The organism is Pseudomonas sp. Pseusp9 (assembly GCF_059491265.1).
In genome coordinates this window covers 1,452,692-1,465,487 of sequence record NZ_CP168500.1, presented here as the reverse complement: position 1 = coordinate 1,465,487, position 12,796 = coordinate 1,452,692, and the positions used below count along the sequence as shown (strand labels likewise).

The 12,796-nt window shown below is 59.0% G+C and carries 13 protein-coding genes; 3 read left to right on the top strand and 10 right to left on the bottom strand.

The window, feature by feature from the left end; genetic code table 11:
* Positions 1-58: 58 nt before the first annotated feature.
* The 5 genes from ACEN8E_RS06635 to ACEN8E_RS06615 all read right to left on the bottom strand — a co-directional run bounded on the left by ACEN8E_RS06635 (position 59) and on the right by ACEN8E_RS06615 (position 5,551).
* Positions 59-352: a YcgL domain-containing protein gene (locus ACEN8E_RS06635; RefSeq protein ID WP_429367444.1), complete on the bottom strand. Its 294-nt coding sequence runs from the start codon at positions 350-352 to the stop codon at positions 59-61.
* Entirely contained in the window at positions 349-1,482 is a 1,134-nt protein-coding gene (gene rnd, locus ACEN8E_RS06630) for a ribonuclease D (RefSeq protein ID WP_495591922.1), read from the bottom strand. Before rnd ends, ACEN8E_RS06635 begins: the two co-directional genes overlap by 4 nt.
* A gap of 123 nt (positions 1,483-1,605) precedes the next feature.
* Positions 1,606-2,256, bottom strand: coding sequence for a class I SAM-dependent methyltransferase (locus ACEN8E_RS06625; protein ID WP_495591921.1), 651 nt, complete (start codon positions 2,254-2,256; stop codon positions 1,606-1,608).
* 72 nt (positions 2,257-2,328) lie between these two features.
* Positions 2,329-3,978 (bottom strand): phosphoethanolamine transferase, encoded by a 1,650-nt coding sequence (locus tag ACEN8E_RS06620; RefSeq protein ID WP_495593282.1) that lies wholly within the window; start codon positions 3,976-3,978, stop codon positions 2,329-2,331.
* 190 nt (positions 3,979-4,168) lie between these two features.
* A complete protein-coding gene (locus ACEN8E_RS06615; RefSeq protein WP_495591920.1) occupies positions 4,169-5,551 on the bottom strand; it encodes a glutamine synthetase family protein in 1,383 nt (460 codons plus the stop codon).
* Between the two features lie 508 nt (positions 5,552-6,059).
* Between ACEN8E_RS06615 and ACEN8E_RS06610 the strand changes: the two genes are divergently transcribed.
* From ACEN8E_RS06610 to ACEN8E_RS06600, 3 genes are all read left to right on the top strand, one after another.
* Positions 6,060-6,182 (top strand): hypothetical protein, encoded by a 123-nt coding sequence (locus tag ACEN8E_RS06610; RefSeq protein WP_495591919.1) that lies wholly within the window; start codon positions 6,060-6,062, stop codon positions 6,180-6,182.
* A gap of 13 nt (positions 6,183-6,195) precedes the next feature.
* Positions 6,196-7,113, top strand: a complete 918-nt coding sequence (locus ACEN8E_RS06605; protein ID WP_495591918.1) for a DMT family transporter — start codon at positions 6,196-6,198, stop codon at positions 7,111-7,113.
* A 114-nt stretch (positions 7,114-7,227) separates the two neighbouring features.
* Positions 7,228-8,166 carry a LysR family transcriptional regulator gene (locus ACEN8E_RS06600; RefSeq protein WP_495591917.1) on the top strand — a complete coding sequence of 313 codons (939 nt, stop codon included), beginning with the start codon at positions 7,228-7,230 and terminating at the stop codon, positions 8,164-8,166.
* A 3-nt stretch (positions 8,167-8,169) separates the two neighbouring features.
* Here the strand turns inward: ACEN8E_RS06600 and ACEN8E_RS06595 are convergent, their stop codons facing one another.
* The 5 genes from ACEN8E_RS06595 to ACEN8E_RS06575 form a co-directional block, all read right to left on the bottom strand.
* Entirely contained in the window at positions 8,170-8,535 is a 366-nt protein-coding gene (locus tag ACEN8E_RS06595) for a 5-carboxymethyl-2-hydroxymuconate Delta-isomerase (protein ID WP_413423892.1), read from the bottom strand.
* Positions 8,536-8,593: 58 nt separating this feature from the next.
* Complete coding sequence (locus ACEN8E_RS06590) at positions 8,594-9,520, bottom strand: LysR substrate-binding domain-containing protein (RefSeq protein ID WP_495591916.1); 927 nt, start codon at positions 9,518-9,520, stop codon at positions 8,594-8,596.
* Positions 9,521-9,606: 86 nt separating this feature from the next.
* A complete protein-coding gene (locus ACEN8E_RS06585; protein WP_495591915.1) occupies positions 9,607-11,703 on the bottom strand; it encodes a DUF6311 domain-containing protein in 2,097 nt (698 codons plus the stop codon).
* Complete coding sequence (locus tag ACEN8E_RS06580; RefSeq protein WP_495591914.1) at positions 11,700-12,086, bottom strand: GtrA family protein; 387 nt, start codon at positions 12,084-12,086, stop codon at positions 11,700-11,702. The genes ACEN8E_RS06585 and ACEN8E_RS06580 overlap by 4 nt, the downstream gene beginning before the upstream one ends.
* Complete coding sequence (locus ACEN8E_RS06575) at positions 12,083-12,793, bottom strand: class I SAM-dependent methyltransferase (RefSeq protein WP_495591913.1); 711 nt, start codon at positions 12,791-12,793, stop codon at positions 12,083-12,085. The genes ACEN8E_RS06580 and ACEN8E_RS06575 overlap by 4 nt, the downstream gene beginning before the upstream one ends.
* Between the last annotated feature and the right edge of the window lie 3 nt (positions 12,794-12,796).

Sequence of the window (12,796 nt, the reverse complement as noted above, 5' to 3'; positions counted from 1 at the left end):
GCCATCGCTAAAATCGATCAGTGTTTCATAACCACGCTGAACAGTGCCTGTCTGCCGCTCACATCGGATCGTTGCGGCGCAACAGCTCTTCCGGCAAGTGCTCGATGTACTCGTCTTCGGCAGGCGGCATTTGCAGGTGATAACCCTGTGTTTCAAGGTTTTCCAGCACGACCGCGATGTCCTCGCGAGACAGCTTGCGCTCAGGGGTCAGCACCATGTCGAACGCATGGATGGCCTTGCCGAAGGCGGCCATCAGGGCATCCGGCACACGCTCCAGAGCGTCGCTCTTGAGCACATACAGGTACATTTCGTTTCTCTTCGAGCTGCGGTAGATGGAGCAAATACGTTTCAAGGCTGTTCTCCGGCGGTGGCCAGGCTGTCGAGCAGCGCCTGGCCCATCAATTCGCGGCGCCAGCCACGCAGCGAATCAGGCAATTGGTAGGGACCATCGGGAAAGCCGCTCTTGAGCAGCGCTTCCAGGGTTTTCTTGCGCAGCATCAGTTCCGGCGCAATGTTCAGGCGCTCGGCTTCGGCCTGGCCGATGGCTTTGAGCTGCTTGAGCAGCACGGCAGCTTCAACCGGCAATGGCTCCGGCACGGCTGGCGGCCATTGATCTGGCGACACACTGCCAGAGCGCTTGATCAGATCAAGCAGAAACTGGCCGTCCTGACGCACGGTACGTGGGTGCATGTCTTCGATTTTCGCCAGGGCACCGAGGTTGTCCGGTTGCGTGCGAGCCAATGGCCACAGCGAATGCTCGCGGATAATCCGGTTGCGCGGCAGGTCACGGGCGCGCGCTTCCTTTTCGCGCCAGGCGCAGAGTTCACGTAAAACGGCGAGCTGGGCGCGGGACAGCTTCCAGGCCAGCTTGGCATCGCGATAGACCTCGTTCGGGTCGATCTCGCGGCGCAGGTTGGCCACCAGTTCGGCGCCGTCTTCCAGGACCCAGACGTATTTGTCGTCAGACAGCTTTGGACGCAGCTTTACAAAGACTTCCGCCAAATGCACGGCGTCTTCGGCCGCATAGCTGATCTGGGTTTCGGAAAGCGGACGTTGCAACCAGTCGGAGCGGGTTTCACCCTTGGGCAGGTCGATGCCGAGTACTTCCTGCACCAGTCGCGAATAGCCCATGGAAAAACCGAGGTTCAGGTAAGCGGCAGCCAGCTGCGTATCGAACAGTGGCACCGGCAGGCTGCCGGTCAGGCGCAGCAGGACTTCGAGGTCTTCGCTGCACGCGTGGACAACCTTGACCACGGCCGGGTTTTCCAGCAACGCGGCCAATGGTTGCCAGTTGTCGATGGTCAGTGGATCAATCAGGTAGGCGCGTTCGCCATCGCCGACCTGCAGCAGGCCGGCGATCGGGTAAAAGGTGTCGACCCGCATGAATTCGGTGTCGAGGGCAACGAATGGCAACTGCTGCCACTCGGCACACAACCGTCCGAGGCTATCGTTGTCGCGAATCCAGTGAATATCGATGGCCACACGGCTCTCCCTTGAAGAATGGCGCGCAGTATATATCGCCCCCGGCGATTTCCGCGCATCCACTGAACAAGAGCGTTAGCGAAAATTACTGCGTGACAAAAAGAATAGTCCGACAACGTCAGGCTAGCTGGTCTTACCCAGCACGTAGATCCGCATCCGCGCGCAACCGGGCAAGAAGTCCTGATGGCTGAGCAAACGGAAACCCGCCTGCCTGAACTCGCTTTCCACCTCGGTCTTGCTCGGCAACGGCCCTTCCACGCCTGAACGCCCGCCCTTGAAACGACCGTCGAGGCGCACCGAGACAATCACTGTATCGCGACTGACCCGGTAAAATTCGCCCAGCATCGCAAGACGATGTTCCGGGTTGGCAAGGTACTGGAACAGTTGCATGCAAAAAATGCAGTCAACCGCGTTCTCCGACAAGCCGATCGTGAAGGCGGAACTCTGGAAGGTCTTGATCCGCTTCAACAAGCTCTGCGGGTGATGTGTACGGGCATGATCGAGGATGTCCTGGGACGGGTCCGTCGCGAGAATCACCCGATTGGCATGTTCGGCCAGCACCGCCCAGAAACGCCCCACACCGCAGGCCACGTCAAGGATCAGCCCCGGCTCGCCGGCGACCTTGAGTGCGTTGCGCACCAAGCGTTCCTCACGCCAGAGCGCCAGCCGCCCGGCCAGGCCCGGCGCTTGCGGCTGAAGGCAGACGCGCGCGTGTTCCTGGTCGTAACGCCGGGCAATCTCAAGCTCGATGGCGGATGGGGGCTGAGCGGACATGTGCGATGGCTCTTGATTAAAGTTCTACAGGCCGCTGGTTGGCGGCCGCCGAGTGAAACAAAACCGGAGCACTCAATCTTTGGCCAACACACCGTTGGCCACTGGACCACGACATCCGGCAAACATGTCCAGATCCTGGTTGTACACCTTGCTGTCGACCTCCAGCAGCCCGAGCATGGAATGGAACAGATTGTCCTGGCTCAAGGGCTTTTCACGACTCTGCTGCAGGCAGTGGGTATCTACCGCAAACGACTTTTTATAGCTGTCGGAGAACCACGCAAACATGGCTACATGCTTTTGCTGCTCCGGTGCCAGCATGTAAGGCGTGCCATGGAGGAACAAGTTGTATTCACCCAGGGACTCGCCGTGGTCCGACAGATACAGCATCGCGGTATCCACTTTGTCCTGGTTACTGCGCAACAGATCGATCAGGGTCGACAGCACATGGTCGGTATATACCAGGGTGTTGTCGTAGCCATTGACGATACTTTCGCGACTGCAATTGTTCAGGGCATTACTCTCGCAAACCGGGGTGAAGCGCTCGAACTCTTTCGGATAACGCTTGAAGTACTCCGGACCGTGACTGCCCATCTGGTGCAGCACCAACACCGTATCCTTGTCGAGGGTATCGATGAAATGTTGCAGTCCTTGCAGCAGGATTTCGTCGCGGCATTCACTGTTGGCACACAGCGCCGGATCTTTCAGATTGCTGACATCTTCAACGGTGACGCGATCGCATGTCCCCTTGCAGCCTGACTGGTTGTCACGCCAGATCACGTCGATACCCGCATGCTTGAGCACGTCCAGCAGGCCTTCTTCGTTCTTTGCCTTGCTGGCGTTGTAGTCCTTGCGGCCCATGTTGGAGAACATGCAAGGCACCGAAACGGCGGTTTCAGTACCGCAGGAGTGCACATCGGTGAAGGCGATCAGACCGTCTTCCTTACTCAGTTTCGGCGTGGTGTCACGGTTGTAGCCAAGGATGCCGAAGTTCTCTGCCCGGGCACTTTCACCTACGACAAGCACCGTCAGGGATTTGCGCCCGTGAGTTTGCCAGGCCGGATTGCGCTGGGCATCTTCCCCGATTTTGACAAAGGGCTGCCGTGCAGTGGCTACTTTCTCACGCAAGAAACCAGCCGAGGCACCAATGTAGTTGCTTGGCACCACCATCAGGCGCAATTCATGGTGATTGCGAAACAGCGAAGACAGGCCTTGGTAGTTAACCAGTGCAACACCACCAATGACCGCTGCCGAGGCAAAAACCACCAGAACTTTACTCAGTAGCTCTCGGTGCCAACGACGGTAATCAATCGGCATCTTCCACAACAGCCAAGTCGGTAAAACACCAAGTAGCAGGATATAAACAAACAACTTGAGCGACAGTAAGTCGCGCACTTCCGTAGCATTGGTTTCCGCAAAGTTACGCAACATGCCGGTGTCGATCAGAACACCATACTGGCTCATGAAATACGCCACGCCCGCGCTGATCATGAACAGCAGGGTCAGGACCGGCTTGAGCAGCGGGCGGAAGGCCAGCAGGGTCAGCACAATGTTGAAGGCCGCGAAGATCATCACCCCGAACGCCACACGCATGACGATGCCTTTACCATCGGATGCGGTGATTTCGAACAGGTGTTGCCAGAGTACAAAATTGAAGCCAACTAACAAAAATGCGCTGGCAATCAGTGTCACCCATTCGGGGCGCACGGCTTTAATCTTAAGCATGAGGTTCGGCGGGTCCTGAGAAGAAGTGCCTTCGGCAAATGTGAAAATTTCATTTACCGAGGCAGCTCTAATTTTAGATAGCCAAGCATCAATTTTTTGTGAAAAAGAAGCCAACAATTAGTTGGCTTATAAATCCAGCCTGAAACTTTCAGACTATTTGAGAATGATTCAGCTCCTGTTCAGCTTCGACTCAAGCCTGATGCAAGTACCAGCGCCAGTCCTGCTCACCGACTTCCCCCATGAATTGGCGATATTCGGCGCGTTTCACCGCCAGGTAGACACCGAGGAACTCCCCGCCGAACGCTTCCCTGGCCCAACCGGAGCCTTCCAGCGAGCGCAATGTGGTCAGCCAGTCTGTCGGCAACAGTTTCGCAGCCTGGGCGTAGCCATTGCCCTCTACCGGTGCACCAGGGTCGAGTTGTTCACGAATACCGCGATGAATGCCCGCCAGTATCGCCGCAGCCGCCAGATAGGGGTTGGCGTCTGCGCCACAAATACGATGCTCGATGTGCCGGGAATACGCCGGCCCGCCGGGTACGCGCAGGCTCACGGTGCGATTGTCCACGCCCCAGGTGGCCGCCAGAGGCGCATAGCTGTTGGCCTGGAATCGACGGTAGGAGTTGGCGTTGGGGCAGAACAGCAACAGCGAATCGAGCAAGGTACTGAGCATGCCCGCGACAGCCTGCCTGAGCAGTGGCGTTCCATCCGGGGCTTCGCTGGCAAAGAGGTTGTTGCCGTCCTTGTTCGCCAGGCTCACGTGCATGTGCATCCCGGTACCGGCCAGGTCATCGAACGGCTTGGCCATGAAGCAGGCTGTCATGCCGTGCTTGTGCGCCACCCCCTTGACCAGGCGCTTGTAGCGCACCGCTTCGTCCATCGCCTGCAAGGCATCGGTGCGGTGCTCGAGGGTGATTTCCACTTGCCCCGGCGCGTATTCGGAAATGGCCGTGCGCGCTGGAATCCCCTGGAGCTTGCAGGCGCTATAGAGATCGGCCAGGAACGGTTCGATCTGCTCAAGCTCGCGCAAGCCATAGACCTGTGTGCCGCGCGGACGTCCGCCATCGACATCCCGTGCCGGTTGAGGCCGGCCGTTACTGTCGCGCTGCTGATCCAGCAGGTAGAACTCCAGTTCCGCCGCCATGACCGGGTAATAGCCGTCAGCCTGTAAACCTTCGATGACTTTCGCCAGTAAATGACGGGGATCGGCAATGGTGGCGGGCATTCCTTGCGTTGGGTGCATGCTGACTTGCACGGCCGCAGTCGGTATCAGGCGCCACGGCATACGCGTGAGGCTGCCGCTGATCGGGTACGCCCGGCAGTCGATATCACCGACATCCCAGACCAGCCCCGAGTTTTCCACGTCATCGCCGTTGATGGTCAGCCCGAGGATGGTGCTCGGCAATGGCCGTCCGCTTTCATACACCGCCAACAACTCGTCACGGTGCAGCAGCTTGCCCCGCGGCACCCCGTTGTTGTCGAGGATGAACAGCTCGAACATTTCGATATCCGGGTTCTGTTCCAGAAAGGTCAGGGCTTCAAGCCTGGTGGCAAACGAGGTGGTGGCACTGCTCATGGGAATTCTCTTTTTCCGTGTCAGACGGGTACGCAAAAGCACCCGCGCTTCAATCCCGGCATCAACCGGGACAGGTAGGGACAATCAGCGGAAAAAGCAGGAATCCGGCGGGCGCGCATGGCGGCAATGCCACAGCGCCCAGAAGGCCAGTTCAGAAGGAAGTGCAGAGAGGTTGGGTGCGGTGGCGGGCGTGAATCGACGACCAAGGCTCGACGCTCGAGCGTCGGTGGGTGCCTTGAAGTGGATTGCGACTGGCCAACCGTCCATAGGGAGAACCGAAGAAAACAGGTGACCCGCAGCCTCACACGATGGATCAAGTCGTTAAATCAGGATTTGAAGAACTTTGGATGTGGTTTGGCTAAACATTTGGTTGTTCAGTGAAGTCCCCGTGCGGGGGGCTGCACTGCAGCGACTTGTATTTAATTTCTAGATACCACGCCGGAATTTCTGATTTGCGGCGTCCGGGCCTCGCGGGCCTAATCGAACCACCACGGTTCAAGGTCCGATCATGGAAAACACCCGCACCACCGCCCACCCTGCCCTCTGGCCGATGCTCAGCATTGTCCTGAACCTGCGCCCCTCCATGCCGCAGTCCTTCAATCCAAGGCACTACACCCGCCATATCCATTGACCCGGAGTCCGCTATGAAAACCACCGGTATCGCCACCGCTCACGCCAGCATGCTGCTTTGGGCCTTGTTGATCGCTGCATCGTTTTCCGCCGCGGCGCAAGTCAGCCAGGACATCGACCCGATCCTGCTGACCGGTTTGCGCCTGTTGTTTTGCGCCGTGGTGTTTCTGCCGCTGTTGCTGCTCAAAGGCGATATCGTCATGACCGCCCGCGGCTTGCTTGGTCACGCCGTGCTCGGCCTGCTGCTGGCATTGTACTTCGGCTCACTGTTCGAAGCATTGCGCTACACCTCGGCCGTGAACACCGGGACGATGTTCACGCTGGTGCCGCTGATGACCCTGGTTTTCGAAGCCGTGCTGACACCCGACGATGGCCTGAAGAAACGGATTGCACCGATGCTGCTCGCCGCTGCCGGCGCAGTGTTATTGATCATGAAAGGCAGCGGCCCCGGCGAGTTGCCATCGCCCTATGCATTGACCGTGTACGGCATCGGCTGCCTGGCCATGGCACTCTACGCCCCCCTCAGCCAACGCCTGAAAGCCAAGAGCCTCAAGGGGCGCGGGCCGGTGCCCATGACGTTCTGGAACATGCTGTTCGGTGCACTGTTTCTGCTGGCGTTCTGCGGCTTCAGCGGTGGTTGGCGCTCGGCATCTTTACTGACGCTCAACGATTTCTATTGGCTCATGTACCTGGCAGTCTTCGCCACCCTGGCGACGTTTTGGCTGCTGCACCGGGCCATCGGTGTGATCGCACCGTCCTCGGTGATTTCCTATATCTACCTGAGCACGCTGTTCATCACCGTGTTCCACTGGCTTTGGGGGCGCCAGATGCCGCTGCCGCTGGAGTTGGCCGGTGCGGTACTGGTGGGCGTGGGCATGTTCGCGCTGTTGATGTCCAGCCGCCGCGCCGTGTCGGCGATGGTCCGGGGCTGAAAGGGCCTTGGACGAAACTACCGGCGAGGCATTCTCCCTGTTCCCTCATTCCGCTAGGATCATTCGCTCATCCTTGCACACGGTCAGCGCAAGGAACACAGCGAGACGGAAAGGATGCTGAACAGTAATTCGCTTAGAAAACTCGACATGCAGGACCTCATGGTGTTCGTCGCCGTGTACGAGCAAAACAGCGTTACCGACGTATCCGAGGCGCTTAGCGTCAGCCAGTCCACGGTGAGCTACTGCCTGAAAAAACTGCGTACCTGTTTCAAGGACGAGCTGTTCATCAATACCCGTACCGGCGGCATGCAACCCACCCGCAAGGCCGGCGCGATGTACCCTCACGTGCTGAAAATTCTCGAAGGCATCAACCTCTGTCACGCCGGTTCACCCACGTTCGACCCGGGCCTGCAACCCGTAACCTTCAACATCTGCGCACCGGAATATTTCGAGCAACTGATCCTGCCGCGCCTGTTGAAAACCTTCGCCCTCGCCGATCTACCGGTGATGGTCAATGTGGTCAAGCTCGAAGCCGATATTCCTGCCCAGGCGTTGCGCGAAGGCAGCCTTGACCTGGTGATGTGCTTCGGTCCGAACTTTCATCGCAGTCACGTCGATTTCAGATCGCAGACACTGCTCGAAGATGATCTGGTGTGTGTCTTCGACAAACGCGCCACGCCGGCGGAACCACGCTTGAGCCTGCAAACCTATGTCGAACGTCGACATGTGTTCCCGACACCCTGGACGTCCGCCACCAACATGGTCGACGGCTGGCTCGCGCAGCAGGCTCGTCAGCGCCAGATCGTCGCACGCGCCAATAGCTACAGCGCAGCGCTGAAGCTGATTACCGGCACCGACTATGCCCTGACCCTGCCCCGACGCATCCAGCGACTGTTGGCCAGTGCAGACACCTTCAATCACCGTGAAGCGCCCGAAGGATTGCCGGGTTTCACCCTCGACATGCAGTGGAACCAGGGTGTCGATCAGGACAGCGCCAATACCTGGCTGCGAGAGCAAGTGATCCAGGCCTGCGTCGAGCAGGAAACCACCTGAGACTCAGTGGCTGATGGCGGTCTTGCTGTAGGAATCGCGATCGATGTCGAGAATTTCCACGCACAACTGGACCTCAATGTCGCTCGGCCACTCACACAGATCCTGAACCACCGCCAGCAGGCTTTCAGACAGTTGTTGCTTGATCTGTGCGGAACGACCGCTCAACAGCGCCAGCTTCACATGCACGAACGCCCGCTCAGCCAGTGCCGTGCCAACCTTGAACGTCTCGACCTTGACCGCGCGGCTCTTGATGTCGAATTCGGCAGCAAACTGACCGGAACCCACCAGCGTATTGTTCAACCGCATCAATGCCACATCGGCATTCAGATCAGTCAGGTTGGCGGTGTATTCCATGTGCAGGTGAGGCATGAGTTGCTTCCTTCAAGTGGGGTGCAAAGGTCGTACATATAACACAGCGCCACCCTGTTCATTCGGGCAGCGGCAATACAGCGCGCTCACTCATGAACGCCTCCAGACGCGAACGCAGCCAGCGCTCGGCAGGGTCGCTATCGACATGGCTGAGCCAGACCATGGATAGATCCAGGGTCGGTGCCTTGAAGGGAAAGGGCTCCTTGAACAGCGTTCCCGATGCGGCCATCGCCTCGGCGGTGTAGTCCGGCAGGCTGGCAATCAGGTCGGTGCCGGCAAGCAGGGCCGGCAATGCACTGTACTGCGGCACCGAAAGCACCACCTGGCGCGTGCGACCGATATCCGCCAGCCACTCGTCGGCATAGCCACTGACATTGGCGGTATGGGACACCAGCACGTGTGGTCGCGCGCAATATTCATCGAGGGTCAACGGCGTATCCGAAGCATCGGCGCGCAAAATGCTCGGCAGGATGTGCCGCAGCAACTTGCGCTTGGCATTGGCCGGCAAGCCGCGGGTCTGGCTGATACCCACCGTGATATCGCCGGACGCCAGCAAGTCGGGAATTCGCCAGTAATCGACATGCTGCACCACAAACACCACGTTGGGTGCTTCCTGGCGCAAAGCTCTCAGCAATGGCGGCAACAGCCCGAATTCGACATCGTCGGACAACCCGATGCGGAACGACATCGTGCTGCTGGCCGGGTCAAAATCATGGGTCAGGCTCAGGGCCACGGACAAGGAGTCCAGCGCCGGCGACAGGTGCTTGATGATCTCCTCTGCCCGCGCCGTCGGCTCCATGCGATGGCCAACACGTATGAACAGCGGATCATTGAACATCGCCCGCAAGCGATTGAGCGCGGAGCTGATGGTCGGCTGACCGAGAAACAGCTTCTCCGCCACCCGAGTGACATTACGCTCGAGCATCAGTGTTTCGAATACCACCATCAGGTTGATATCCGCCTTGCGAAGTTCGTTGCGATTCATCCAATGCTCCCCTGACTCCCAGACTCGGAGCAGTGTAGAAAGTCCCCGGGCCTGGCGTCCATCGATACGCGCAGTCGCAGGGGCGATCAGTGAACAGTCAGCGTTTTCAATCCCAGCCCCATGACTCGCGTGTCATCGTTCAACCCCAGGCTTTGCGGACTGATGGCATCAGGTAAATGCAGATGGATGTTCAATATCCCGTCATCCGTCAGCGTTTCCCGGATGGCCGTCGTGAGCGGGATGTTCAATTGATTGCCTTGAGCCTGAGTCAGACGCGTCGACAGGACTTCTATGCCATTGAGACTCACGATAACGCGTTGGCTGAGGCTCGGCGGCAAGACGAACGCCATCGCGTCGATGACGATCGAGCTTGTCCGGGGTGGTATGCGCAGCACGATTTCAGCCTCCTGCCCGTCACTCCATGTCCCCCAGGTTTCCGGGGCGGACCAGCCCTTTCCCAGTTGCAGGGTCTTGTGGTTGAACGCCTTTACGACTCCCGGCTCACTCCTGGGAACGGATGACATCGCTTGCCCTTCATCGCCCATTGCCAAACATTGTGCACAGCGCTTCCAGCCAGGGGCCAGCACGAAAAAATCGTCCACTCTCGTCAGCAGGTCGGTATCGCTGCGAACGTTCTTGATGGCAGCGTCCAGCGCATCGTCATCGAGGATGTACAGCGAATCGGCCTCATACTGGCCGGTGGCGAGCCTGCGCTGCGCGTCGTGTTGCGCGCTATCCAGCGCGGATGAACTCATGCGCCCCATGTACACGGCATCCGTCTTCAACCCGTGGCGCGCGGCGAAATCGGCAATGGCCGGCCACTGGTCGGGCTGGTTCCTCGGCATCATTGCGCGGATATTTTTGTAATGACTGGCCGCACTGTTCCAGAACTGATCCTGCATCGGACTGGCCCAGACCGAAGTCTGCGGCACCATTTTCATCGTTCTCACGCCTGCCCGGCCAACGCGGGTATCGACGATTTGCACCACCAGCGCCAACGCCAGCAACGCCATGGCGATTCGCGGTCGATAGCCGCGCACCACCAGGAACGTGACGAGCACCACAATGGCGTAGAACACCGGCCAGAACATCCGCCCCGAGGCCCGAAAGATACTCGCCAGACTGACCAGGAAGTCGGGCAGCGGATAATGAAAAGCCAGCCTGCCGAAACCAACCTGATTCGATAGCGCGAACAGCGTCAGCCCGATCAACGCCCATGGCAGCAAGGGTCGACTGCGCAACAAGGCTTTCAATGAAATGTCGCTTCTGAACCAGGCAACGCCAGCCAATGGCACCAGCAACAAAACACCGAGGCCCAGGTAGTTGAAACCCTCGTAATCCCCCCCGCGCTGCGCAATGTCCGGCATTACAGCCGACCAGCCATTCGGATCGAACGGAGCCGCCAGATTCATGCGAAACCAGCCAAATCCGGCCCCGGCCGCACCGTCGGCAATGCAGAAATAACCGGCCTGCCAGCAGCACACACTCACCAGCGCGAACAAGCCTGCCAATTCGATCAGTCCCTGACGACGGGACAACTTGCCGATCAACAGCTTGCCGAACAAATCGGCCACCCAGATCAGCGCCACCATGGCCAACAAGTACGCGTGCACCAGAGCCGTTGCAGCTAGTAGTGCGCCCCAGGCCAGGCGTCGCCGTTGAAGCGCTGGATGCAACGCCAGATACAAGGCGGCCAGAATGAGGAAGTGCCCTGCCAGGGACAGGTGCCAACCCATACGAAAAAACATCGGCGGCGAGAACACGAACATGCCCGCCCCCAGCAGGCGCAGCACAGTGTTGCCGGTCATCAGGCCGAGCAGCTTCCAGGCAAACCAGGCCTGTAGAACGAAACAGGCCAGCAGCCATAAGCCGAGATACTGAAAGGTCTCCGGCAGCCAGGCATTGAGGGGTTTGAACAGGAGCGCCAGCAGCGGAATGGAGTCAGAGAAAATGATCGCACTGCCCAGCTCCAATCCATATGAAGGGTTAAGCCCGAGTGGAAATGACCAGGGCGCATGGCGGAAATACACCCACCCCAGGTAATGCGTCGCCGGATCACCGTCCTTGAGCCAGGCTATGTTTTGCGGATCCAGCACCCGCGGTCCGATGACCAGAAAAAACGCCAGCACGCCCAGCAACACCGGTAGCAGCGCGAGGGCCGGATGCGTGTTCGAATCCCTCATCGATACGTCCAGACGTTATGCAGCACAAAGGTGAATGCCGGAATGATCAGCGCGACTGCGCCGATGCCCAGCAAGTAGTGCAGTCCCGCCATTTGCGCAGCCCAGGCAACCAGCATGGCCAACAAGAAACCGCCGAAGGAGACCAGCATGAAACGCGTCAGCGTGCCGCCATGCAATCGGGCAGAAAAGCTCCAGGTCGTGTTGATGACGTAGGACACCACCGTCGCCACGGTAAATGCCACACCGTTGGCAAGCGGCGGTTTGGCGATGACGAAGTTGATGAACAGGATTGCGACCAGCGCATGCAGGGCAGTCACGAACAACCCAGTCACGGCAAAGCGCACACCGCGTTGGATCAACGCTTGTTTTTCAACTGATGTCACGGTTTTCGCGCCAGCACGAACACGCTCAAACCCGCCAGTCGGTTGATGCCCATCAATGGCAACTCGAGCTTGCAGAGGGTCTTGAGCAGCGTGTTGATCAGCCAATGATGGCGCTTGAGCTGCGAGCGAGGCATAGAACCCTGCGGGCCCAGGGGCAGCAAGCGCGATGCAGCGGCAATGGGTAGCACTGCACCAAAATAGTAGGCACCGCGCTGTACCGACAAACCCGCGCTCCGGGCCAGGGTTTCAAGCTGGCTCAGGGTGTAGCGACGCTTGTGCTCGAGAAAATCGTCGTGGCCACTCCAGAGAAACTGGAAGGCCGGCACTGTCATCAGAAACCGGCTGCCCGACGGCACTGTGTCGACGTAGGCCTTGAGCAGACCGACGTCATCGTCGACATGCTCCAGCACGTCCATCAACAGTACCAGATCGGCGTCGACGGTCTCGACGCTGCGACGGTAGTGCACCGGCTTGCCAGCGGTGGTCGCGCTGGAATCGGCGGGGTAGCTGATATCGACGCACCAGGCTTCGTGCGCATCGGTGTGGGTCAGCAGATGGTGGGTAAAGAAACCGGACCCGGCGCCGACGTCGAGAATCCGCTTGATCGGCGTGTCCCCCAGCAGACGGCGGGTCGCTGCCGCTTTCGAACAGTAATACCAATGCTCGCCGATACTATCGCCGAGGATGTCGGTTTCCTTGAGATCCATACG